Source organism: Vagococcus salmoninarum (assembly GCF_003987495.1).
GTDB lineage: Bacteria > Bacillota > Bacilli > Lactobacillales > Vagococcaceae > Vagococcus_D > Vagococcus_D salmoninarum.
Genome location: NZ_NGJU01000023.1, coordinates 1 through 23,824 on the forward strand (window position 1 = coordinate 1; position 23,824 = coordinate 23,824).

At 37.7% G+C, this 23,824-nt stretch carries 23 protein-coding genes; 1 reads left to right on the top strand and 22 read right to left on the bottom strand.

Annotated elements, in window-relative coordinates:
- Positions 1-307 precede the first annotated feature (307 nt).
- The 20 genes from CBF35_RS12825 to CBF35_RS12920 form a co-directional block, all read right to left on the bottom strand.
- Positions 308-1,807: a HAMP domain-containing sensor histidine kinase gene (locus CBF35_RS12825; RefSeq protein WP_126781846.1), complete on the bottom strand. Its 1,500-nt coding sequence runs from the start codon at positions 1,805-1,807 to the stop codon at positions 308-310.
- A gap of 2 nt (positions 1,808-1,809) precedes the next feature.
- Positions 1,810-2,496 carry a response regulator transcription factor gene (locus CBF35_RS12830; RefSeq protein WP_126781849.1) on the bottom strand — a complete coding sequence of 229 codons (687 nt, stop codon included), beginning with the start codon at positions 2,494-2,496 and terminating at the stop codon, positions 1,810-1,812.
- Between the two features lie 154 nt (positions 2,497-2,650).
- Positions 2,651-4,069 (bottom strand): NADP-dependent phosphogluconate dehydrogenase, encoded by a 1,419-nt coding sequence (gene gndA / locus CBF35_RS12835; RefSeq protein ID WP_126781851.1) that lies wholly within the window; start codon positions 4,067-4,069, stop codon positions 2,651-2,653.
- Positions 4,070-4,202: 133 nt separating this feature from the next.
- The gene (locus CBF35_RS12840) at positions 4,203-4,667 is read right to left on the bottom strand and encodes a GyrI-like domain-containing protein (RefSeq protein ID WP_126781853.1); all 465 of its coding nucleotides are present in this window, start codon (positions 4,665-4,667) and stop codon (positions 4,203-4,205) included.
- Between the two features lie 130 nt (positions 4,668-4,797).
- A complete protein-coding gene (gene rpmF / locus CBF35_RS12845) occupies positions 4,798-4,980 on the bottom strand; it encodes a 50S ribosomal protein L32 (RefSeq protein ID WP_126781855.1) in 183 nt (60 codons plus the stop codon).
- 67 nt (positions 4,981-5,047) lie between these two features.
- The gene (locus CBF35_RS12850) at positions 5,048-5,617 is read right to left on the bottom strand and encodes a YceD family protein (protein ID WP_126781857.1); all 570 of its coding nucleotides are present in this window, start codon (positions 5,615-5,617) and stop codon (positions 5,048-5,050) included.
- Positions 5,618-5,769: 152 nt separating this feature from the next.
- Positions 5,770-6,546: an ABC transporter permease gene (locus tag CBF35_RS12855; protein WP_126781859.1), complete on the bottom strand. Its 777-nt coding sequence runs from the start codon at positions 6,544-6,546 to the stop codon at positions 5,770-5,772.
- A gap of 2 nt (positions 6,547-6,548) precedes the next feature.
- Positions 6,549-7,352: an ABC transporter permease gene (locus tag CBF35_RS12860; RefSeq protein WP_126781862.1), complete on the bottom strand. Its 804-nt coding sequence runs from the start codon at positions 7,350-7,352 to the stop codon at positions 6,549-6,551.
- Positions 7,349-8,149, bottom strand: a complete 801-nt coding sequence (locus CBF35_RS12865) for an ABC transporter ATP-binding protein (protein WP_126781864.1) — start codon at positions 8,147-8,149, stop codon at positions 7,349-7,351. The genes CBF35_RS12860 and CBF35_RS12865 overlap by 4 nt, the downstream gene beginning before the upstream one ends.
- Before the next feature lie 117 nt (positions 8,150-8,266).
- Positions 8,267-8,533: a hypothetical protein gene (locus CBF35_RS12870; protein ID WP_126781866.1), complete on the bottom strand. Its 267-nt coding sequence runs from the start codon at positions 8,531-8,533 to the stop codon at positions 8,267-8,269.
- Between the two features lie 115 nt (positions 8,534-8,648).
- Positions 8,649-9,578 (bottom strand): primosomal protein DnaI, encoded by a 930-nt coding sequence (gene dnaI / locus CBF35_RS12875; RefSeq protein WP_126781868.1) that lies wholly within the window; start codon positions 9,576-9,578, stop codon positions 8,649-8,651.
- Complete coding sequence (locus CBF35_RS12880) at positions 9,578-10,990, bottom strand: replication initiation and membrane attachment family protein (RefSeq protein ID WP_126781870.1); 1,413 nt, start codon at positions 10,988-10,990, stop codon at positions 9,578-9,580. Before CBF35_RS12880 ends, dnaI begins: the two co-directional genes overlap by 1 nt.
- Positions 10,991-11,013: 23 nt before the next feature.
- Positions 11,014-11,478 (bottom strand): transcriptional regulator NrdR, encoded by a 465-nt coding sequence (gene nrdR / locus CBF35_RS12885; RefSeq protein WP_126781872.1) that lies wholly within the window; start codon positions 11,476-11,478, stop codon positions 11,014-11,016.
- Positions 11,479-11,611: 133 nt separating this feature from the next.
- Complete coding sequence (gene coaE, locus CBF35_RS12890; protein ID WP_126781874.1) at positions 11,612-12,223, bottom strand: dephospho-CoA kinase; 612 nt, start codon at positions 12,221-12,223, stop codon at positions 11,612-11,614.
- Between the two features lie 11 nt (positions 12,224-12,234).
- Positions 12,235-13,074 (bottom strand): DNA-formamidopyrimidine glycosylase, encoded by an 840-nt coding sequence (gene mutM / locus CBF35_RS12895; RefSeq protein WP_126781876.1) that lies wholly within the window; start codon positions 13,072-13,074, stop codon positions 12,235-12,237.
- 73 nt (positions 13,075-13,147) lie between these two features.
- Positions 13,148-15,796 carry a DNA polymerase I gene (gene polA, locus CBF35_RS12900; RefSeq protein ID WP_126781878.1) on the bottom strand — a complete coding sequence of 883 codons (2,649 nt, stop codon included), beginning with the start codon at positions 15,794-15,796 and terminating at the stop codon, positions 13,148-13,150.
- Positions 15,797-15,917: 121 nt separating this feature from the next.
- A complete protein-coding gene (locus CBF35_RS12905) occupies positions 15,918-16,619 on the bottom strand; it encodes a Bax inhibitor-1/YccA family protein (RefSeq protein ID WP_126781880.1) in 702 nt (233 codons plus the stop codon).
- Entirely contained in the window at positions 16,600-17,088 is a 489-nt protein-coding gene (locus CBF35_RS12910) for a MaoC/PaaZ C-terminal domain-containing protein (RefSeq protein WP_126781882.1), read from the bottom strand. The genes CBF35_RS12905 and CBF35_RS12910 overlap by 20 nt, the downstream gene beginning before the upstream one ends.
- A 113-nt stretch (positions 17,089-17,201) precedes the next feature.
- Positions 17,202-18,539, bottom strand: coding sequence for a UDP-N-acetylmuramate--L-alanine ligase (gene murC, locus CBF35_RS12915; RefSeq protein WP_126781884.1), 1,338 nt, complete (start codon positions 18,537-18,539; stop codon positions 17,202-17,204).
- Positions 18,540-18,707: 168 nt separating this feature from the next.
- A complete protein-coding gene (locus CBF35_RS12920; protein WP_126781886.1) occupies positions 18,708-19,520 on the bottom strand; it encodes a hypothetical protein in 813 nt (270 codons plus the stop codon).
- Positions 19,521-19,665: 145 nt separating this feature from the next.
- On the opposite strand from CBF35_RS12920, the gene CBF35_RS12925 reads away from it, so the two are divergent.
- Positions 19,666-20,490 carry a Cof-type HAD-IIB family hydrolase gene (locus CBF35_RS12925; RefSeq protein WP_126781888.1) on the top strand — a complete coding sequence of 275 codons (825 nt, stop codon included), beginning with the start codon at positions 19,666-19,668 and terminating at the stop codon, positions 20,488-20,490.
- Positions 20,491-20,536: 46 nt separating this feature from the next.
- On the opposite strand, the gene CBF35_RS12930 is transcribed toward CBF35_RS12925, so the two are convergent.
- Together CBF35_RS12930 and alaS are read right to left on the bottom strand one after the other, a co-directional pair.
- Entirely contained in the window at positions 20,537-21,046 is a 510-nt protein-coding gene (locus CBF35_RS12930; protein WP_126781890.1) for a GNAT family N-acetyltransferase, read from the bottom strand.
- Positions 21,047-21,151: 105 nt separating this feature from the next.
- Positions 21,152-23,791, bottom strand: a complete 2,640-nt coding sequence (gene alaS, locus CBF35_RS12935) for an alanine--tRNA ligase (protein ID WP_126781892.1) — start codon at positions 23,789-23,791, stop codon at positions 21,152-21,154.
- Between the last annotated feature and the right edge of the window lie 33 nt (positions 23,792-23,824).

Genomic DNA, 23,824 nt, shown 5'->3' on the forward strand with positions numbered 1-23,824 from the left:
GGCATATAGGTTAACGAAGCTTTTATGATTAATGAATTATTACCTCGGATATTTTTTTCTATAACATTAGAAACTAAAATATTTTCATCTGTAATTCTGAGCATTTTTTTGATATGATTAGACATAATGTGTCGTCCCTCTCTGAATTTTTTTTGTGTGGTGCTTAAATCATAACAGATGGACGACATGTTTTTTATTTTAACAAACTAAAAAAGGGCTGATGAATAATTTTATTCATCAGTCCTTTAAATTATAGAGCCCAAAAAAGTGTCATTCCGTAGTAGTTCTCAGAATGACACTTTGACTATTAACTTTCTTTTTCAACGACAATTGGTAAAAAGATTCTAAAAATCGTACCTACTCCTACGGCGCTCTCAACTAAGAGCCGGCCACCGTAACTGTCAACTAGTTCTTTGGCAATTGATAAGCCTAAGCCGTTGCCACCTTTATGACGACTACGTGCTTTGTCGACTCGGTAAAAACGATTGAAAATTTGTTCTAAGTCTTCTTCAGAAATCCCTTCACCATAATCTTGAATAGCTATTTCTAATTCCCTTTGATTGGAAGAAACTGACATGTGAATTTCTTGACGATCTTGAGAGTATTTAACCCCATTATCGAGAATAATAATCAGCAACTGTTCAAAGTGATTACGATAAATCTTAACGACTAATTCTTTTGTTAGATCATCATCTAAAATAAAAGTAAAGTTAGGATAAAGAATTTGAAAATTATTAAATGTTTGATGAGTGACCTCTTTCGCTAATGAGGTATCATTTTTATGTTGAAATTCAACTTGCTCAACACGAGATAGATCAAGCATCTCTTGGACTAAACTCTTCATCCGCGTAATCTCTTGTAAGGAAGCGTCTAAAGACTCTGCAAGAATCTCTGGGTCATCTTTCCCCCAACGAGTTAGAAGCTTCAGGTGCCCCTCTATAATCGCTACAGGCGTTCGTAATTCATGAGAGACATCTTCAACAAAGAGTTGTTGTTGTTCAATGAACTTTTGCATCCGATCCATCATATCGTTAAAAACTTCTGTTAAGTCAGAAAACTCATCTTTTGTTTGGAGAGCAGGCAAACGAATATCCGATTGGGGTTCCCCTTTAATTTTGTTAATCGTACTAGTAATTTGTTTTAAAGGCCGTAAGAAATAAGATGATAAAATAAATCCTAGAACTAAGCTGACCCCAACACCGATTAAAATTAATAAAGTCATCGTCCCTAACAGTTTATTCCGAATGCTATAGACTGAACTTAAATCGTAAAATAGTTGGACATAACCAATCAAATGGCCTTGATTCGCTGAGTACACAGGCTGAGTCGCTAAAAACCCTGTTTGATCTCCGACTTTGCCTTCCCGAGTCTCAATTTTTTTTGAGCCTCGGTAAGTCATGCCTAGCTTTTTAGTTTCAAAGACAAGCTTTTCTTCCGCATTAAAAATCGAAACACTTAATGCTGGCTGAGAAAGTTCTGAAATAAAACTATTAAGTTTAATTAAATTCGATTCAATCGTTTCACTACTTGGATCACCTGGTAATTCTCGTTTCGAGCCTTTTAAATAAAAAGCAGTGTTGCGAATCGTCAAATCATTGTCTGACTGTTCTAAACGCGTCGTAATTTGGCTCAAAGTCTGTTTGAGATTTAACTTTTCTTCTCGGACCATTAAGGCCGTACTAGCTTGATACGTAATTAAAGAAAAAATAGTAAATAAAATAAAGATAAAGGTAGATGTAAGAAATGCCCACTTCACAGTGAGCACTAAGTTGGAACTAAGCCGTTCTTTTAAATCTTTAAAAATCATAATTAGGATCTCATAACATAACCAGTGCCACGAACTGTTTGAATATAACTTTCGTCACCAGCAACATCAATCTTATTTCTTAAATAACGAATATAGACATCGACCACATTTGTTTCTACTTCAGTTTCATAACCCCAAACTTTATTTAATAACACATCTCGTGCTAAAACAACATTGACATTTTCCATTAAAGTTAACAATAATTCGTATTCACGTTTCGTCAATTCAATGACTTCATTTTCACGACGAACAATCCGATTTTCTTTTTCAATTGTTAAGTTACGATAAGAAATTGTCGTTTGTTTTGTGATGTTTTTATCGCCTTCGATATCAATGCGGCGAAGTAAGGCACGTAAGCGAGCCAATAGTTCCTCGATAGCAAATGGTTTGACAATATAGTCATCCGCACCGTGATCTAAACCTGATACTCGGTCAATCACTGAATCTCTAGCTGTCATCATAATAATCGGGGTGTTTTTAGTTTGACGAATCCGACGACAAACTTCAAGACCGTTTAATTCAGGAAGCATCAGATCTAGTAGAATCGCATCCCATTCCCCACTTAAAGCAGCTTCTAACCCCGTTCGGCCGTTGTAGTGGACCTCGGCATTATATCCCTCGTGTTTTAGTTCTAGTTCAACAAAGCGAGCTAAGTTTTTCTCGTCTTCAATGATTAGTATATTACTCATTATGGCAATTTCCTTTCTTATTGGAAAAATTCCTTGTTATCATCCTATTATAACGATTTTTAGTCAAAAAAGCCATGTTATCTTTTTTAGAATTTTTTGACTAAAAATACAAGGAGAGACTGAGAACTTTTTGTCCCAGTCTCGTCTTTGCTTATTAAACTTCTGTATACCAATCGTAGTGATAAACACCTGGTTTATCTTTACGCTCATAAGTATGAGCCCCAAAGTAATCACGTTGCGCTTGAATGATATTCGCCGGTAAATCAGCACTGCGGTATGAATCGTAGTAAGCAATCGCTGATGAAAAGGTCGGTACAGGTACTCCTGCTTGAATGGCAATCGCCACAACATCACGAACAGACTGTTGATATTTTTGCGTAATTTCGTTAAAGTACTCATCTAACAATAAGTTCTTTAAGTCAGCTTGACGGTCATAAGCATCTGTTATTTTTTGTAAAAACTTCGCTCGGATGATACAGCCTTCTCGGAAAATTTTAGCAATTTCACCGTACTGTAAATCCCAATCGTGCTCTTCACTAGCAATTCGCAGTTGAGCAAATCCTTGGGCATAACTCATAATTTTACTAAAGTATAAAGCTTCGCGAACTTTTTCAACAAATTCTGTTTTGTCTTCAGTAAAAGGTTTGACTGCAGGTGCTGGAATGATTTTACTAGCAGCTACCCGTTCATCTTTCATTGCTGAAATATAACGTGCAAAGACTGACTCAGTAATTAATGGCAATGGCACACCTAAATCTAAGGCGCTTTGGCTTGTCCATTTACCAGTTCCTTTATTCCCTGCCGCATCTAAAATAACATCGACAATTGGTTTACCTGTCTCTTCATCTTTACGAGTTAAAATATCAGAAGTAATTTCGATTAAGTAACTATCTAATTCCCCTTTATTCCACTCTGTGAAGATCTCAGCACACTCTTCCACTGACAAGCCTAATAATTTCGTTAAGATATCGTAGGACTCAGCAATTAATTGCATGTCGCCATATTCAATCCCGTTGTGAGCCATCTTAACGTAATGACCTGCGCCATTAGCGCCAATGTAAGTCACACACGGTTCCCCATCTTCGGCTACAGCTGCAATTTTTTCAAAAATCGGCGCCACTAAATCATAGGCTTCTTTTTGTCCCCCTGGCATAATTGAAGGCCCTTTAAGCGCCCCTTCTTCACCACCAGAAACACCAGTCCCAATAAAGTTAATCCCTGAGTTAGCTAATTCTTCGTTACGACGAATTGTGTCTTCAAAGAAAGTATTTCCCCCATCAATTAAGACATCGCCTTGATCTAAAAATGGCAATAATCCTTGAATTGTTTTATCTGTTGCGATGCCAGCTTTAACCATTAACATAATCCGGCGAGGTTTTTCTAAAGAATTCACAAATTCTTCCATTGTATACGTTGGTACTAATTTTTTATCTGGGTGTTCAGTAATTACTTCCTCTGTTTTAGAACCAGTCCGGTTAAAAATAGAGACTGAATAGCCACGACTTTCAATATTTAGGGCTAAATTTTTCCCCATTACGGCCATTCCTACGACACCAATCTGTTGTTTAGTCATGAAATTCCTCCTAGTATCTTGTTTAATTGTTTAAGGACCTCATCTTAAAGCTCCACTTTACATTATATCTTATTTGTTTAAGGATTGACACTATTTTGAAGTATTAAATACCTAAAAAGGATTTAAGGCTTTTTTAAACTAATGGAACATAAATTTCAATGACTTTTCCTTGACTGACATGCCGTTCAAAATCATACGGATGATTCAGTTGATGGCCTTTATTAGTTAGCCATTCATTAATTCCTACGTACGTCTCGTCAATCGCCGCCGCCACACCTTCATGTTTAAAACGGAAATACCGGCTAGCCGGCAGCTGTTTAACTTCGGCATCTGCTAATTTCATTTTTAAATCACTGGCAGACACACCGATAAACGTCGAAAATTTAACTTCCTCAGTGAATTCTCCTTCTGGATACGTTTGAACTAAATAAAGATCAGAATTTTTGTGAAGCAAACTGTCTTGAATACTAGCTAACACGTGCTTTTTATGATTTTCGACAATCTGACTCACTTGATCTTCCGCTAAACTAGTAGTAATTTCATAACCAATTAACTTTTTGGCTGGCACACATATTTGAATAATTCCTTTTCCTAACATTATTGCTTCACTCCTAACTTTGGCATTAGTTTAACATACTCACTCCCTGATTAGTACCTTTTTGATACATAAAAAAAACCCCGTAGACTCCATGGTTGTCTACGGGGTTTTAAACATTTCGAAAAATGTCTTATGCTTCAGTTGTTGCTGTTACGTCTTTACCGTCGTAATGACCACATGATGGACATACATGGTGACTACGTTTCATTTCACCACAGTTTGAACAAGTGCTCATGCCGGGTACTGATAGTTTGTAATGTGTACGACGCTTAGCTTTTTTAGCTTTTGAAGTTCTTCTAGCAGGTACTGCCATATTAACTACACCTCCTTAAATCATTTAGCATTCAACGGTAAACCGTCTCATACTATCTATTCCAATCTCACTCTTCGTCAGATTCTTTACTATTATCTAATAAAGCTGACAATTTTGCAAGACGAGGATCAATATTATTTTCTTCTTGTTGCACTTTTTTCTCCATGTAAGCGTCTTCGGACATTAATTCCCACGCATTACCCTTCGTTGTCTCATGAGATTTTTTTTCATCCTCAGTTAAGACTTGAAGTGGAATCGAAAGCAATAAGTGATCTTCCACCGCTTCAGTTAAATCAATCACGTCTTTATCTAAGACCATGACCGTGTCTTCTTCAACAATAAATTCTTGTTGTGCTTCGTATTGAGTCGGTGTCATATAGACTTCCGTCACATCAAAAGCAAAAGGACATTCAACTGGAGTTAAAGATCGAGTAGATGGCAATGTTAAAACAGTTTCTAAAGTAAACTGCATGACATACTCCGTCTTATTGACACTGAGTACACCACTAACTTTGACTGGTGCCACTGCGAGAATTTCTTTATCTCTTGCAAGTAAAGAAGCTTCGACATCTAATAATTCATTAAATTGTAACGCATCGTCTTTGTATTTATTAAGTTCCAATAAAGACCATTTCATTTTCATCACCTCTAAGCAACAAAGGTTATTATACTAGGCTTAGAAACCTTTGTCAATCAATTTTTCTTTACAGCTTCCAAGTCATTTTTTTCAGTTATTAATCAATGACAAGTCCCCCTTCAAAGAAGAGTTTATCACTAGGTGGTTGCTCTTTAAGAACCCGTTGACTTGTAATGATGCAAACCGAAACGCCACAATAAGTAGCTCGGCACAGCAAAGAGACAAGCGACTACTGGTAATAAAGTTACTAGGGGATTACTAGTTTGATCAATTAAATAGAGAAAGGGATAATATTGAATCAACGCAAAGGGAACAATAAACGTCGCAATTTTCAAAACAACTTTACCATAAATATCGACTGGGTATTTACCATATTCTCTTGCCCCATCTGTTAAGACATTCATGAATTCTAACCCTTCTAAAGTAAAAAAACACAAGGCTGCGTAAATTAAATAAATACTAGCAAAGACAACGACACCGCCGATTAACATCAACCCAACAGTGAATAGTTTCAAGCTCGTCCACTGAATCGGACTCGTCTTTACAGCATAAACAAACATCGTTAAGCCTTGAAGCATCCGCCCCACTCGACTAAATTCAATCTTGCTACCTAAGACTTGTAAAATTGGACTACGAGGACGTAAAAGCACCCGGTCAAATTCACCATTGCCAATCATTGTTGAAAATTGGTCAAAGCCTCGAAAAAAACATTCCGCTAAGGCAAAAGATAACAGCAAAATACTAAAGCAGAGCAACACTTCCTGATAAGAATAGCCTTTGACTGAAGAAAAACGCACAAACATAAAATAAACACCTAAAAAGACATTAAAAGAAACGAAAAATTGGCCTAGTGTCGTTAGTATGAAAGACGTTTTATATACCATTAAACTTTGCAAATGCAACACTAAATAATGATTGTATAATTTCATTGTTACCCTCCTTGAATTACGACATGGTTGATGACTCTTTTTTCTAAGAGTTTGCCACAAAGGATTAAACTTATTACCCAAAAAACTTGTAAACTCAAGCTAGTGATGAGCTTATCCCCAGTTAAATCGCCACTGTAAATTCTAAATGGCACATTTTGAATGGCCGCAAAAGGTAGCAGGCTGGCTACTGCGCCTATCGTTGGGGGGAAAAAAGGCAAAGGAATGACAGAGCCTGATAATAAATCTCCTAGGGATTGAAAGACCATCCGCATCCCAAAGGAATTGATCGTAAAAAAAGATAAAAAATAAATAATCATATTTAAGGCAATAATGACAAATAAAGCTAATACCATAGTAATAAGAAACAACATAAAATGGCTAAAACTACTCGGTAAACTTAAATTAAAGGGCTTAGGTAAAAAAAATGCCACAACTAAAATCGGTAAGGCTCTTAAGACGGTTTTACTAATCCGAGTAGCGATACTGCGAGCAAACCACATATTATAAACACTGATTGGCCGTACTAACTCATACGCCACATTGCCTGTTTGAATGCTTTCAAAAATATCATTTTCCCAAAACCAAATCATATACAACGCTAGTAGTGCTTGCTGGAGCCAGATATAAGAAGCGAGACTCGTAAAGTCCATGGGAAAAGCAGTTGGATTGACTTCATAAAAAGCTTTAAACATTAAAATTTCTAAAAAGCCCCAAGTAAACTGGGTTAAAATTCCAGCCCAAGCTGCCGCTCGGTATTGTAAGCCACTAATAAATTTTATTTTAAACAACGACTGGTATTTGATCATAGCTGATACTCCTTATAAAGAGTTATTAGCAACTCATCTAAGGTTTCTTCAGAATTCCCCTTCAGAGCTTTAAACTCTTCTAAGGAGCCATCTAAGAGGACTTTCCCTTGGCCGATTAAGATGATTCGACTAGCCAGTTTTTCAATGTCTTGCATGTCGTGAGTCGTTAAAATAACTGTAGTTTTGAACTCTTGGTTAACTTTTTGGATAAACTCCCGAACAGCCACTTTTGAAAGGGCATCTAAACCAATCGTCGGCTCATCAAGAAACAAAATCTTCGGTTGGTGGAGTAAACTAGCGGCTATTTCACAACGCATGCGTTGCCCTAAAGATAACTGCCTCGTCGGCGTCTTCAATAACTCTTCTAAGTTCAGCATCTGGCTTAACTCCTGTAAAGTCTTTTGAAAGGGCTTATCTTCAATTTGATAAATGTCTTTCAACAAATTAAAAGAATCCATAACGGGAATGTCCCACCATAATTGCGAACGTTGACCAAAAACAACGCCAATCTCTTTGACATGAGCAATCCGCTCTTGCCAAGGGACTCTGCCATTAATCTCACACATCCCTGAATCGGGCGTCAAAATGCCACTTAGAATTTTAATCGTACTACTTTTCCCAGCGCCATTTGGTCCTAAATAACCAACAATCTCCCCTTCATTAATAGTAAACGAGACATTATCTAAGGCTTTAATCTCTTTCGTTTTACGGCTAAAAAACGAACTAAAAGCCTCCTTCAAACCAGCTTCCCGTTGATTCACCTTAAAGGTTTTTGTTAAATTTTTCACAATTATCACGGTTATTCCCTCCAATACACTTTTTTTAGACGAAAGAATATTATATAAAAAATAGAAACCGCTGTCAATCTTTATTTTGACAAGGATTTCAGAACTAGCTAATAAGCGATAATCACCTTACTTAATCTTGATCCTCGGCTTTAACAAGCAAGTTAGTAAATAGACTGTCGTTAAAATTAAGGAAACTAAACCGCCATAAAATAGAATAACTCCTAAAGGATAATTAATTGCGAACTCTTTTTGGAGTTCCAATAGGTCAGCCTGTGACATGAGATTAAAATCTTGAACTGGGAATAAAACAGTTTGTAAGAAAAAGCCAATTAGGGTAACGACTAAGCTTCCTCTAAATAACCATTTTGCTACTTTATACTTGTTTTTAATCATTTTGAACGCTCCTATCAGGGATAATTTCAAATTCAGTCAATTCCTTCTACTTTATCTTGTCTCCCATTAATGAGAAAAAAACTGACAGCTAACTAGCTATCAGTTCATTCTTATCTTAACTTAATCGACGGTTCTTACCAATCATATTGACTTCTTTTGACAAGTAACGAATCCGTTCCATAATCCGTTTCGCCTTCAAAGGTTCTTCTTCCCCACGTTGACTGACACTTAAATGCTCACGTTCTAATTGGGCCATACTGAAGTTTGAACTAAAGAAAGTTGGTAACTGTTCTTGCATGCGGTATTGTAAAATAACACCTAACACATCATCGCGAATCCAACTACTCATGGAATCTGCCCCAATGTCATCTAACATCAAGATCGGTGCTTTCTTAACAGCCTCTAGCTTCTCACCAGTAGTGTTTTGACCAATAGACTGTTTCATCTCAACAGCAAAGGTCGGGAAGTGCATTAAAGTCGTTCTAAAGCCATCTTCGGCTAATTCTTGAGCTAAGGCCCCTAGTAAATAAGTTTTCCCCACACCAAATGATCCTTGGAAATACAGACCTTGATGGAAATGCTTAGGATCCGCCTTATAATTTTTAACGAAATTAAAGGCTTCTTGTAAGGCTTCTTTCCGTTCAGCGGTGATTTGAAAACTATCCATACTAGCTTCTCGAATGTCTTTCGGCATATCCATCGCTTTAACGCGACTGCGAATTTCATCTTCTTGTTGTTTTTTAATTAAAGCTTCTGTCGGAACATAAGTCACATCGATGTAGTGAAAGTTCATAAACAACTGTGGCTCATAACCAGGAGCAATCATTGTCGGATCATTCAGTTTAAATTTTCGTTTTTCTTGGACAAATTCATATAGTTTAGAATAACTTTTATCAATGTCCTCTTGAGTTAATTCTTCCCGATGTTCTTGAATAAAGGCAATAACATCTGGGTCTTTCATGACAACTTGGACTAGTTCATTAAAACGCTCTGACCAATTTTTTTCTTTGATGACTTTTTCCATCTCTTTACCGACATCTTCCATTATGAGTCACCTTCTTTCCCTGGGTTTCTTAATTGACGTAACTGCTCTTTAAAGAATGCTTCTTCTTCAGCGGAGACCGAAGTTTCAGCTTTTTCTTGCCCTACCCACTCTGGTAAAGATTCCTTACGAGTAGAACTGTATTTACGGTTACCTTTATTGTTGCTGTAATTAGGTTTTGAACTAGCCTTTGGCGCCGCTAGTTCTTTAACTTTAGTAATCGCTTCTTCTGGCGAATAAATCTGAGACTGAGCCCAATCATTCGCAATCGGGTTAACAAATTTTTGATTTAAACTAGGGTTGCCTTTAACGACTAAGACATAATGAATCAGCACATTAATCACAGCATCAGGTAAACCTGATTGTTTGACTAAATTTTCGATGACCCACCGTTCTTCATTAGCGACAAACCCGCCTTTTTGATTTTTAATCGCACTGAAAAAAATCATCGGGCTGATAGTTTCTGCTGAATGGATGACTTGAATGTCCCCTTCAGTATACCCTTGAAGTTTTAACGTATTGTGACGACGGGTCGCTTGATCTGATAATGATAAATCTTTGGCTTCCTCGTCTTTTTTGGCTGGTTCTTGTTTTTTCTGGCTGTGGTATTTTAAGACAATGGTTTTACGAAGTTGATTAATCGCCACTTTGTTCGTCGTAAAATCGACTTCCGCCTCAACTAAGCCCTTCATTTCCAGTTCATTTAAGCCATAGAGTTGGTGTAACGTATAAATAGTTTCTTTTAGTTCACCTTCAACTTGCTCTTTATCAATGTACAAGCCTTCTAAGAGACTAGTGAAATAAGGCCAGTCAAAAGTCGGGCTGACACTTGATAAAGGACTACTTTCCGTCGGTTTAAACTGAGCCTTTGTTTGACTTAAAAGTTCTTGACGGCCAGCTAAGGATTCTTGATTAAACTGATAAACATCTAAGAATTTTTTAGTCACTGTGGTGTAATTTTCTAGATTAATTGGTGTTGGGGCAAACTGTTTAACTAAATTTCCAAAACGTCGTTCGCCAACTTTATCTAGCAACAATAAACTTAAGACATCATCTTTAAAAAAGGCTTCCGCCCCTAAAGGTGGACATAGCTCATAAATAAATTCTCGCCGTTGGTTAATTTCTCGGACATGAACTTGTAACAAGCCAATCCCTTCTAAGCGCAGACGGCCATTAAATAACCGTGGCAAATCAATACTAAGTTGGTTAAACAAATCAGAATGTAAGGTTTCCTGACTATCCATGGCCCATTTATCAACGGCCGTTAATAAAGCATGAAAAATACTAAAGGCATCTATGCCAATAATTGGTTGGTATAAGTAACTTAACAAACGCTCATCTAGTTCCGTCATCGGAGTGGCTAACTTCACACTAAAACTATCTTGCGGATGGAGTTGTTTCCAAGGACTATTCAAAAGTTAGACCCTCCTTCAGACATTTAATCAGTTTCATCACGCTTTAAGATTTCTTGCATCTCTTGTAAAAAGACACCCATATCTTTAAACTGACGATAAACACTGGCGAAACGAATGTAAGCTATTTCGTCTAAATCAACTAAAGCTTCCATCACATACTCACCAATTAACGTGGTTGAGACTTCATTTTCCCCTAAACTACGGACTTTATTTTCTACTTGATCGACAATTTGCTCCATTTGTTCCATTGAAACTGGGCGTTTTTCAGCTGAACGAATCAAGCCTCGTAAAATTTTATCGCGATTAAACTCTTCACGACCGCCATTTTTTTTAATAACTAATAAGGGTGTTGCTTCAATTCTTTCAAATGTTGTGAAGCGGAAACTACAATCTTCACACTCTCTCCGTCTGCGAATCGCACGACCATCATCAGCAGGTCGACTATCTACGACACGAGATCCGTTATAATGACATTTTGGACACTGCATTTTTTTCACCTCGTGATTAATCTATTTTAATTGACAATTATCTCTATTATATGGCTATTATAGCATGAAAACTAGGGAATGGTATAGTCCTTAACCTTGAACACTTGCGAACAAAAAAACTTCTTGAAAAAGATCAAGAAGTTGTTGGATAAAGATTGGTTTTTTCCAGCCATGCTTGAATGGCTCTTTCGGTCTCACTAATTGGTCCACTATTATCAATAACAATATCCCCTCGTTGCCGTTTTTCAGCAATTGGCATCTGACTAGCGATGCGCTTCTGAGCCTCAGCTAAGGATAAGTTATCTCGAGTCATTAAGCGTTCCTCTTGGACTCCTTCTGGGACGTAGACAACCATGACTGCTGTCATCTTAGTTTCATAGCCTGCTTCGTATAATAAAGGCACATCGACAACAACTAACGGGACATCTTTTGCGACCCACTCAGCAATTTGCTGTGAAATTGCTTGATTTAATTCCTCGAATAAAATAGTATCTAAGGCTTTACGCTGGTCTGAATCAGAAAAGACGATGCTGCCTAAGACTTGTCGATTAAGTTCGCCAGTTGCCTTTAAGACACTTTCGCCAAAATACTCACTAATTTTAGCTAAACCGATTGTCCCTGGTTCAACGACTTCCCTAGCAATGACGTCAGAATCAACGACGGGAATATTCAGTGATGAAAAATAACGACTAGCCGTTGATTTGCCAGTAGCAATGCCACCTGTTAAGCCTAGTATAAACGTCATAGTCTTGCCTCCTATTTTTTTCGAAATTTTAAAGTCTGACATTTCGGACAAAAATGTGTGCCTCGTTGTGCCACTTTCGTTTTAACAATTGGTGTGCCACAGTTATCACAAGGAATGCCTGTCTGACCGTAAACTTTTAAGGAAATTTGAAACTTACCAGCCTCTCCCAAGGCATTTTTATAAGTCCTAATAGTTGTTCCACCAGCCTCAACTGCTCGACCTAAAACCCCAATAATATCACCGTGGAGCTGTTTGACTTCTGCAGGCTTCAAACTATCCGCCGGTTGCTCTGGATGTAGTTGAGCAGCATGTAAGGCTTCATCAACATAGATATTACCTAAACCAGTTACTAATTTTTGTTCTAAGAGCAACGGTTTAATCGCTTTTGAGGATTTCTTTAACCCTGCAGCGAAAGGTTTCAACAAAAAATCCTCAGCCTTTGGTTCTGGACCAAGTTTTAAGATGCCTTTATATTCTGAAGCTAAGCCCTTCGGTAACAAAGTCATCCGGCCGAATTTCCGGACATCTAAGTAACGTAACTGGCTGCCATCAGTAAAATCAAATAAGACATGACTATGTTTCATGACCTCATCATCTTGTTGATGAAACTCATACTTCCCTTCCATTCGTAAATGGGAAACCATGTCATAATGAGTAAACTTGAAAATTAAAAATTTCCCCCGTCTTTCAAAGCCTTCAATTTTTTCGCCAACTAACTGTTGTTGGAAAGTTTCGACTTCTGGTGACTCGATAATTCGCGGCCACATCACATGGACAGCAGCTATTTCTTTTCCTAAAACTAGTTGCTCTAAGCCGGTACGAACCGCTTCAACTTCTGGTAATTCTGGCATTACATTTCCTCCTATAAAAAAGGAGAGAAAAGCTAAGTGCCTTTTCTCTCACCTAATTTCAACTAAAGTAAAACTATTTTGCATCATACCAAGAATCGCCATAACTACTATCAGCTTTTAACGGTACACTTAATTTTACAGCATTTTCCATAACTTCTCTAACAACTTGCTCTAGTTTCGGAATTTCACTCTTCGGCGCTTCAAAAACAAGCTCATCATGAACTTGTAAGAGCATCGTCGCTTCCATCTCTTCTTCTTTAAGGCGCTTCGACATGTTAATCATAGCAATCTTCAAGATGTCAGCTGCACTGCCTTGAATCGGCGTATTAATGGCTGTCCGCTCAGCAAAAGAACGAATGTTAAAGTTCCGGGCGTTAATGTCTGGTAAATAACGGCGACGGTGCCATAACGTTTCTACATAACCTTTATCTTTCGCTTCACGGACGATTTCTTCCATGTACGTTTTGATATCAGGGTACTTATCAAAATATTTATCGATAAACTCTTGGGCTTCTTTTCTAGTAATCCCTAAGTTTTGCGATAAGCCGTAGTCACTAATCCCGTAAACAATCCCAAAGTTAACAGCCTTCGCTTGGCGACGAATGTTACTAGTAACTTCCTCTTCACTAGCTACCCCAAAGACCCGCATGGCGGTACTAGCATGGATGTCTTGCCCTTCAATAAAGGCTTCTCGCATATGTTGGTCATTGGCAATATCCGCTAACACTCGTAGCTCAATTTGTGAGTAATCGGAAGCAAAGATCTGCCATTCTTTTTCTCTTGGAACAAAGGCTTGGCGAATTTTGCGACCTTCTTCTAAACGGACAGGAATATTTTGTAAGTTAGGATCAACTGAACTTAAACGACCGGTTTGGGTTAACGTTTGGACATAACGAGTATGAATTTTACCATCTGGTTGAATCACTTTTAACAAGCCTTCAACATAAGTTGATTGAATCTTAGCAATCGTCCGATACTCTAGAATATCTTCGATAATCGGCGCTTGGGATTTCAGTTGTTCTAAGACATCCACGGCAGTTGAATAACCGGTCTTCGTTTTCTTAATGACTGGCAAGCCCATTTTTTCAAATAAAATCACCCCAAGTTGTTTCGGTGAATTAATGTTAAACTCTTCGCCAGCTTGTTCATAAATCCGCTCTTCAATCCCTTGTAATTGGACAGCAAACTCTTGTTTCATCTCTTGTAACCGTTGGGCATTGACAGTAATCCCTTCGATTTCCATCTCACCTAAAACAAATGACAACGGCAATTCCATCTCATAAAATAAGTCTTTTTGTTCTTTCTCAACTAAAGCTGCATCTAATAAAGGTTGAAGACTTAATAAGGCTTTGGCTTTCCGGGCTAAATGTTTTGTAAAGACTTCTTCCTCTTCTGGTAAGCCTTTTTTAGCTCCTTTGCCGTAAATACTTTCATCTGTGTCAATTTCATAATAATCGTGATTAAAAGCCACTTCTGCTAAATCTTCACTATTGTCATTAGTATCTAAGACATAAGCCGCCAGCAAAACATCAAAACTAACATTAGTTAAAAGAATGTCGTAGCGATTTAAAGTCACTAAATTACTTTTAGCATCGTAAACAATTTTTTCTTGTTGGTCGTTCATCAGCCAGGCTTTAAACAGGGGTTGATGTAACACTTCATCACTCGCTGAAACATAGATCTTTTCTTCCGTTCCCCATGCCACTCCTTGGACATCAGCCGTGTGATAGTTTTTTTCTAGTAATTCAATATATAAACTCATTTTCGGGCCAAACATCTCTGGTGTGACTTCAGTAACAACTTCATAAGCAACTTCGGCTAAAGGTGCTCCATTGTCTTCCATCTCAGAAACATCTAATTTGTTTAACTGTTGTCTAAATTCCATTTCCCGATAAAAAGGCACTAATTTATCTAAATCTTTACCTGAGTAAGCTAATTCTTCAACCGTAATCGTAATTGGCGAGGCCACATCGATGGTTGCCAAACGTTTACTCATCAAAGCTTGCTCTTTATCGTTGATTAAGTTTTCTTTCATTTTACTTGGTTTCAGCTCATCAATATGTTCATAGACCCCTTCAACTGAGCCGTATTCTGTTAAAAGTTTAATTGCGGTTTTTTCGCCAACTCTAGTAACCCCTGGAATGTTGTCCGAATTATCTCCAGCTAAGCCTTTCATATCAATAATTTGCAAAGGTTCTAAACCATACTTTTCTTTAATGAAGGCCGGTGTGTAGGTAATTAACTCACTGACCCCTTTCGCAGTCACTTCTACCCGAATATTGTCTGTTGCTAATTGCGTTAAATCTTTATCTCCTGAAACAACGACAACTTCAAATTCTTCCGGATCAGCTAGGCGCGTCATCGTGCCGATAATATCATCTGCTTCATAGTCAGCAAGTTCATAGTGCTTAATCCCAAAAGCTTCAATTAATTCACGAATATAAGGCATTTGTTCTTTAAATTCCCCTGGTGTTTTAGAACGGCCAGCTTTGTAATCATCGAAAAAAGCATGACGAAAAGTTGTTTTACCTGCATCAAAGGCAATTAAAACATGACTTGGCTTTTCTTTTTCCATTAAATTATCTAACATATTATTAAAAAATAAAATCGCATTCGTATGTAAACCACTTTTAGTTTTAAAGGCTTCAAAGTTTTGAATTGCGTAAAAGGCTCTAAAAGCCACACTGTTTCCGTCAATTAGTAATAATTTATTTTTAGGCATACTAGGTCTCCATTCTTGAATCTCATCTCTATTTTAACAAATTTTCCTCACCTTTGCGAAGTTATCTGTTTATCAAAAAAAGGGGGCCCTTGACTAACGTCAAGGCCCCTTCGTTGTTTAATTAATCTCTGCCAAAAATTCTTAAGAAAGCTAATAATAAGTTGATAAAATCTAAGTACAATTGTAAGGCGAAGAAAATTGCTAAGCCTTTTAATTGAGGCCCGTCGCCAACTTGGGCGTAGGCGGTTTTAATTTTTTGGTGGTCATAAGCGGTTAAACCAGCAAAAACCACAACAGTTATTAAAGAAATAAAAATCTCAACTGGTGAGCTTTTTAATATAAACGTATTTAACAACATCACAATGATGATCCCGATTAAGCCACCCCGTAAGGCTTGCCCCATACCTGTTAAATCTTTTTTCGTGCGAGTTCCTACAACTGCCATGGCACCGTAAGTTACAGCGGCAGCGATAAAGGCTTTGTAGACGGAAGCTTCCGCATACATGGCTAAAGTTAAGCCGAGAGTGACCCCCATTAACATTGAATAAACGACGAAGCTAGCAAAAGCCATCGTTGGGTTTTTAACTGCTTTAGCACTTAGAAAAAGAGCTAAGCCGATTTGAAGGATCCACATTAACATAAAGCCAAAAGGGATACTAGTGATAAATGTTATAACTTGGAAAAAAAACACTTCCATTACTAAGTATGACGTCACTGCACTAATGGCAATCCCCACACCTAAGTAGGCATAAATTCTTGAAAAAAACTGAGCTAAGCCTGTGTTTGAGACTTGGCTAACTGGTCTATATTGTTGTTGTTCCATCTTCATTCTCCTTATTTTCCGTAGTTATTTCTGAAACATGTGGCGGTTTAACCATCACGACTGCGTCTAAGACTCGGGTTTTATCCATATTGTTAGCTTTGACTGAAATCGTAACAACGTCTTTCATCCTATCGACTTTAATGACTTCAAAAGCAAAGGTTAAAGTTTCGTAATGATAGACTGGTTCGATAAAGTTAATAGAAAAATTAACAATATGGGAACCTGGTCCTGGTAAATGTTTGGAAATCGTACTTGTCACAATTCCCATCAACATCACTGAAGGTACAATTGGTTTTTGGTATTCCGTTGTACTGGCATAATCATGTTGAACAAATAACGGGTTGGCATCATTCGTTATCCCTAAATATAATAAGAGTTGACTGTCTTCGATTGATTCCGTCACACTTAATGATTGACCTTCAAGGATTTCATTAATGTTTTGGCCGATTTTTCTAGGTTTTCCAATCATTTTGCTGGCACCTCCACTTATTCTCTTTATAATTGTAACAAATAACTCTTGATTCGCATACTAATAGCTATGTTAAAAACCTTTCACTAAAAAGGAAAGGTTTAAAAGGTGTCTTACATTTTATTTTTGCGAGTGATACCTAATAAGCGCTCGTATGCTTGTTGGAACTTCTGAACGTCGCCAGCACCCATAAAAATAATCACTGCATCATGGAAATTAAGTAACGGCGAAACATTCTCTTCCGTAATAACTGCCCCACCTTTAGAAATTTTATTACCTAAATCTTCAATTTTTACGTCACCTTGTTCTTCTCGAGCAGATCCGAAGATGTCACATAAATAAACGTTGTCTGCCAAGTCTAAAGCTTCAGCAAACTCATCTAACATCGCTACTGTCCGGGTGAACGTATGAGGTTGGAAAACGGCAATAATTTCTTTTTCTGGGTATTTTTGACGAGCCCCATCAATCGTTGCTTTGATTTCCGCTGGATGGTGGGCGTAATCATCGACAATCACCATATCACTGACTTGTTTCTCACTGAAACGACGCTTCACGCCGCCAAATGACAACATTTCCTTAGCAACTAGGCTTAAGTCTAATTTTTCTAAATAAGTAATCGCAATCACACCTAAAGCGTTATAAACATTATGCATGCCGTAAGCTGGCACATCAAAGACACCAATCTCTTGGCCTTTAAATAATACAGTGAACTTCGAACCAGTTGTCGTCCGTTCAATATTAATCGCTTGGAAATCATCATTTTCATTAATACCATAGTAATAAACCGGTGCTTTAACATCTAATTTCCGTAAATATTCATCATCACCAAAGGCAACAATCCCTTTCGTTACTTGACTAGCAAAGGTTTGGAATGCATCAAAAACATCATCAATGCTCGTATAGTAATCAGGATGATCAAAATCCACATTCGTAATAATCGCATATTCTGGTGAATACGCTAAGAAATGACGACGGTATTCGCAGGCTTCAAAACTAAAGAAACGGGCACCTGAAACACCATGACCGGTACCATCACCGATTAAGTAGCTGGTTGGTTCGATTCCACTTAAAACATGGGATAAAAGACCTGTCGTACTCGTTTTACCATGTGACCCTGTCACTGCAATACTTGTGAACTTATTAATAAATTCACCGATAAAACGATGGTAGCGAATTACTTGTAAGCCTTTCTTTAAAGCTTCTTGAATTTCCCGATGAGTATCAGGAAACGCATTACCAGCAATGATAATCATGTCATTTTTAATATTATTTTCATCAAAAGATAAGATTGGCACCTTAGCTTTTTCTAGTTCTCGTTGGGTAAAGCAATATTGTTCAATGTCTGACCCTTGAACACGGTAGCCTTTTTCATGAAGGATTAACGCTAAGGCGCTCATACCTGCACCTTTGATTCCTACAAAATGATACAATGGGTTGTTATGACTATCCATGAAAATCCTCTTTTCTAAATGTTTACTTTTATCTAATTATTTTTTTATGTGAGTTAATAGTTATTTTATCGGTCAAATGTTCAATATACCGAATCTTATTATCGTACAAATCTTAGAATAATTCAACCAAAAAAACTTGCACCTTTTAAAAAGGTACAAGAATCCTTATTAATCGAAGTATTTATTGGATTTTGACTGGGTCGTTTCATCGTTCATAATTCCACTTAATGATTTTTCTAAGCGAGAATTTTTATTCGCGTTTTTTTCAGTTTGTTGTTTTTTAGTAAAAGCTGGCGTGTTATTGTCTTCCTTAACACCGACTTGCTCTTTTTTAAGTTTTTTAAATTCTCTTCGAGTAAAAGGAATGTCATTTTTTTCTTCTTTCACTTCGAAAGACGAAATCTCTTTTTTCTCAATCTCGTCATATTGGAACGCTCGATCTGTTTCTTCTTCCATTACAATATAACTTGATTTTGGTTTTTTCATCCGGTCAAGTAATTCTTGACGGCTGTATGACGGCGAAACTTCTACAGGTATAATTGAAGAAGGGATATGTTTCGGCACAAAATAAGAACGGCCTTTATATTTACCAGGTTGGGCATTACTCGTTGAACGCTCGTCAACCTTTTTTTCTTCTTGTAATTTTTTTTCTAAACTCGCCCGATGATCACTATAAAAAACCGGTTTTTTAACTTCTACCACACTTTCTTTAATCGGTGGTCCTTGGTATGAAAAATCGGCTTCCTTAGTTACTACTTGAGCAACCCGTTCTGGCTCATGGGTAAAATAACGTTCCTCATAAGTCGGCTCAACTGGAACACTAGTTTTGATTGGTTCTGGATTTGAGATACTATCACTAAAAACCGTTTTAAATTCATCACCAAACAACACCCGGCCAGAAGTTTTTGGCAACTTAACGCCACCATCGTCATCAAAAGCTGGAAATCTATAATTTTTACGTTTATCTATAAAGTCAACCATTAGTCATCATTCCTTTAATTATCTGTCTAACATAGTGTATCATAATTTCCAGGGATTCTAAACAATTCTCGTATTTTTCCTGAAAGATTTATGTTAACCTTAGAGTATTGTTATAATAATTACAACTAAAAGGACGGGTTACTTAATGTATAAATTAATCGTTAGTGATTTAGATGAAACTTTAATCGATAGTAATGGTCATGTGTCTCAAGAAAATCTGGCGGCAATTAGCAAAGCCCAAGAATTAGGGATTCGTTTTGTTCCTGCCACCGGTCGCAGTTTTAACGACTTTCAACATATTTTAAAAATGACTAATGTGGCGCAACAGACTGACCAATATTCAATTTCTTATAATGGTGGAGTCATTACCGAAAACAAAGACAACCGCTTATTAACTACTACGGCGATTCCCTTTCCCTTAGCTAAAAAATTATTTGCGATTGGCCTGAACCATGATGTTTTAATCCACGTTTTCACTTTAGATAATATTCACACCTTACGAATGAACGACAATGAAAAAGCCTATTTAGACGGCCATGTTGAGTTAACTTTCTTAACGTCTGAATCCATTGATCACTTGCTAGAAACTCCTATTATTAAAATCAGTTTCCAACATTTAGACAATGACTATTTACGGCAAATTGAAACAACTTTAACTCCCGAACTTGCCGCTCGCTTTGACGTTAATTATTCATCTCATCGTTACATTGAGTTCAACCCTAAGGGCATTAATAAAGGCAATGCCTTGATCGAGTTAATGGCCATGTTAAATGTTAAGCCAGAAGAAGTGTTAGCCATTGGCGATAACATGAACGACCGAACGTTGATTCAAACTGCCGGGACTGGTATTTCCGTTGCAAATGGCGTCCCTGAACTAAAAGAGCTTGCTGATTACATCTGTACGAGTACGAACGACCAGAGCGCCGTGGCAGAAGCTCTGGAAACCTTTATTTTTAACCCTAAGAAATAATTCAAAAAAGACCTTGAGGATTTTAAACTATCCTCAAGGTCTTCTTTTAATCAATTAATTTATCATAGCCTAAACGGGGACTGCCGTCAGCTAAAGTTAACTGACCAGTGTAGCGAAAGCCTTGTTTCGTCAAAATATAACGCATGCCATCATTCGCTTCATGAGTATCGGTCCGAATGCCAGCAAACCCTTTCGCCTTCGTAAGTGCTTCGGCTTTATTTATTAACTTAACAGAGACGCCTTTACCTGGATAGTTCCGATTAACAGCTAAGCGGTGAATGACTGTATAAGAATCATCTGGACTATTCCAATGTCCGTCTGACAACTCATCGTAACTCGCTTCTTTAGCGGTACTTAAAACAATCACCCCTAGAATAAGGCGGCTGTTCCTGCCGATATAACACTGACCAGCGGCAATATCAGCTAAAACCGTACTTATATTAGGATAATCCCCTTGCCATTGATCGATGCCTTGTTCTTTAAAAAACTCTGCTGTTTGTTTAAAAATAGTCAAGATTTCTAAAACATCTCCTTGGGTAGCTAAATCTATTTTCATTACCCACACCCCCAAATTTCTTACTTTCTTTGTTATTATATCTTATTTTTCAAAAAAAGGAAAAAACTCTGCCGAAAAAGAACTTTTCAGCAGAGTCTTGTTATTTTATTGCTCTAACCACGTGCCAACTTCTGTCAGCGCATTAGGTATTCCAGCTGGATTTTTACCACCAGCTTGAGCCATGTCTGGACGACCACCACCACCGCCGCCAACTTTAGGCGCGATCGCTTTAATTAAGTCTCCTGACTTCAAGCCTTTTCCGTTAGCTTCAGGTGTCATTGCGACTAAAAGATTCGCCTTCTCTCCTTGAGCTGTTCCAAGCACTAAGACATCAGATAATTCTTGTTGTTTCCATTGATCAGCTAATTGACGTAATTGATTCATGTCTTTCACATTGACTTGAGCTGCAATATACGTCGTGCCATTTACTTCCTTAACATCTTTGAAAACATCACCAGCTTGTTCGTTAGCTAGTTTCGCATTTAAGCTATCGTTTTCACGTTGTAACTCTTTTAATTGCTTTTGTAATTGTTCGACTTTAGTCGTGACTTCTTTTAATTGTGGTGCTTTAACTAATTGGGCAACTGTTTTTAAATCTTCTTCTTCTTGACGGTATACTTCATAAGCTTCTTGACTCGTCACAGCTTCAATCCGACGGACGCCTGCCCCGATACCTGATTCAGAAAGAATTTTAAAGGTCCCGATGTCTGAAGTGTTCGTGACGTGATTACCACCACATAATTCTACTGAGTAATCGCCAACTTTGACAACACGGACTTCTTGACCATATTTTTCACCAAATAAGGCCATTGCCCCCATTTCTTTCGCCGTTGCAATATCTGTTTCGACTGTTTCGACAGGAATGTTTGCCCAAATCTTTTCATTAACGATTTGTTCCATTTTTTGTAGTTCTTCAGCAGTGACTTGCCCGAAATGAGTAAAGTCAAAACGTAAGTGGGTCGGAGTCACTAATGAACCAGCTTGGTTAGCATGATCGCCTAAAATATCTTTTAGCGCTCGGTGTAATAAGTGAGTCGCAGTATGATTTTTAACGATTTTATTGCGACGGGTAGTTGAGACTTTTAAGACATAGGCTGTCCCAGTCTTTAACTCACCTAACACTTCAACTTTATGTAACGGTTGACCATTTGGGGCTTTTTGGACATCAACAATCTTACCGACTAATTGGCCATCTTGACTTTCAAGAGTTCCTTGGTCATACGTTTGACCACCCATCTCAGCGTAAAATGGTGTTTCAGCAAAGATTAATTGCGCTTCCCCAGTGGCGATACTATCAACCAGAGTTTCATCACTAATGATCACTTCTAAGGGGCTTGTCCCTGATAAGTTGCCATAACCAACAAAAGTACTTGGTGTCTTCAGATCCATTAATAAAGCTGATTGAACGTTCATCGATTGATCGTTTTTCCGTGCTGAACGGGCCCGGTCTCTTTGAGCTTCCATTTCAACTTCAAAGCCTGCATGATCAACGGTCATGTTTTCATCTTCAGCAATTTCTTCAGTCAATTCAACTGGAAAGCCAAAAGTATCATACAGTTTGAAAATATCTTTGCCAGCTAATTCCGTTTTGCCAGCTGCTTTTTCTTTTTTAATCAATTCAGTTAAAATTTGTAAGCCTTCATTAATTGTTTCGTGGAAACGTTCTTCCTCAGTTTTAATAACTTTTTGAATAAAGTCTAATTGTTCTAAAACTTCTGGGTAGTAACCTTTCATAATGTCCCCAACTACTGGCACTAATAAATACATAAAAGGTTTGTGGATGCCTAATTTTTTACCATGCATGACTGAACGGCGTAATAAACGGCGTAACACGTAGCCACGGCCTTCATTTGAAGGATTCGCCCCATCACCAATCGCAAAAGCAACTGCTCGGGTATGGTCAGCAATTACTTTAAATGAGGTATCAAGTTGCGGTGTCTCACCGTAAGTTTGACCCTCACTTAGTTTCGCTGTCGCTTCAATAATTGGGACAAATAGATCCGTCTCAAAGTTTGTTGGTGCATCTTGGATAATGGACATTAGACGTTCTAGCCCCATCCCTGTATCGATGTTTTTATTAGGCAACGGCTCATAAGTGTCTTCTAATGTATGGTTAAATTCAGAAAAGACTAAGTTCCAAATTTCTAAGTAACGTTCATTTTCCCCACCTGGGTAATTTTCCGGATCATCAGGAGCAACATCGTTAAATTCTTCTCCTCGATCATAAAAAATTTCTGAGTTTGGTCCACAGGGGCCAGCACCAATATCCCAAAAGTTATCGGCAATATCAATCACACGATCAGAAGTTAAGCCAATTTCTTCTTCCCAAATTCGACGAGCTTCTAAATCTTCAGGATAAACTGTGACGTATAATTTCTCAACAGGAAAGTTGATCCATTTATCGGCTGTTAAAAACTCCCATGCCCAGTGAATCGCTTCTTTCTTTTGGTAATCGCCAATTGAGAAGTTCCCAAGCATTTCAAACATTGTATGGTGACGAGCTGTCCGTCCAACATTTTCAATATCATTCGTTCTAATACTCTTTTGAGCATTAACAATCCGGGGATTATCTGGCACAACGGAACCATCAAAATACTTTTTAAGGGTGGCTACGCCTGAGTTAATCCATAATAAACTTGGGTCATTTACTGGTACTAATGAGGCACTTGGCTCAATTGTATGGCCTTTTTCTTTAAAGAAATCTAAAAACATCTGTCTTACTTGACTACTACTTAACTGTTTCAATCTAATCTTCCTCTCATATTTACACTAGTTGCT

Bases quoted from the DNA above. Each gene is read 5' to 3' on its own strand.
- dnaI (WP_126781868.1), bottom strand. From the start codon at position 9,578: ATGGAAGATGTCGGTAAAGAGATGGAAAAAGTCATCAAAGAAAAAAAT.
- CBF35_RS12925 (WP_126781888.1), top strand. From the start codon at position 19,666: ATGTATAAATTAATCGTTAGTGATTTAGATGAAACTTTAATCGATAGT.
- CBF35_RS12855 (WP_126781859.1), bottom strand. From the start codon at position 6,546: ATGAAATTATACAATCATTATTTAGTGTTGCATTTGCAAAGTTTAATG.
- CBF35_RS12825 (WP_126781846.1), bottom strand. From the start codon at position 1,807: ATGATTTTTAAAGATTTAAAAGAACGGCTTAGTTCCAACTTAGTGCTC.
- CBF35_RS12860 (WP_126781862.1), bottom strand. From the start codon at position 7,352: ATGATCAAATACCAGTCGTTGTTTAAAATAAAATTTATTAGTGGCTTA.
- coaE (WP_126781874.1), bottom strand. From the start codon at position 12,223: ATGACGTTTATACTAGGCTTAACAGGTGGCATTGCTACTGGCAAATCA.
- mutM (WP_126781876.1), bottom strand. From the start codon at position 13,074: ATGCCAGAATTACCAGAAGTTGAAGCGGTTCGTACCGGCTTAGAGCAA.
- CBF35_RS12920 (WP_126781886.1), bottom strand. From the start codon at position 19,520: ATGGTTGACTTTATAGATAAACGTAAAAATTATAGATTTCCAGCTTTT.
- CBF35_RS12910 (WP_126781882.1), bottom strand. From the start codon at position 17,088: ATGATTGGAAAACCTAGAAAAATCGGCCAAAACATTAATGAAATCCTT.
- CBF35_RS12840 (WP_126781853.1), bottom strand. From the start codon at position 4,667: ATGTTAGGAAAAGGAATTATTCAAATATGTGTGCCAGCCAAAAAGTTA.
- CBF35_RS12905 (WP_126781880.1), bottom strand. From the start codon at position 16,619: ATGGAACAACAACAATATAGACCAGTTAGCCAAGTCTCAAACACAGGC.
- gndA (WP_126781851.1), bottom strand. From the start codon at position 4,069: ATGACTAAACAACAGATTGGTGTCGTAGGAATGGCCGTAATGGGGAAA.
- murC (WP_126781884.1), bottom strand. From the start codon at position 18,539: ATGGATAGTCATAACAACCCATTGTATCATTTTGTAGGAATCAAAGGT.
- CBF35_RS12930 (WP_126781890.1), bottom strand. From the start codon at position 21,046: ATGAAAATAGATTTAGCTACCCAAGGAGATGTTTTAGAAATCTTGACT.
- nrdR (WP_126781872.1), bottom strand. From the start codon at position 11,478: ATGCAGTGTCCAAAATGTCATTATAACGGATCTCGTGTCGTAGATAGT.
- polA (WP_126781878.1), bottom strand. From the start codon at position 15,796: ATGCCTAAAAATAAATTATTACTAATTGACGGAAACAGTGTGGCTTTT.
- rpmF (WP_126781855.1), bottom strand. From the start codon at position 4,980: ATGGCAGTACCTGCTAGAAGAACTTCAAAAGCTAAAAAAGCTAAGCGT.
- CBF35_RS12870 (WP_126781866.1), bottom strand. From the start codon at position 8,533: ATGATTAAAAACAAGTATAAAGTAGCAAAATGGTTATTTAGAGGAAGC.
- CBF35_RS12830 (WP_126781849.1), bottom strand. From the start codon at position 2,496: ATGAGTAATATACTAATCATTGAAGACGAGAAAAACTTAGCTCGCTTT.
- CBF35_RS12850 (WP_126781857.1), bottom strand. From the start codon at position 5,617: ATGAAATGGTCTTTATTGGAACTTAATAAATACAAAGACGATGCGTTA.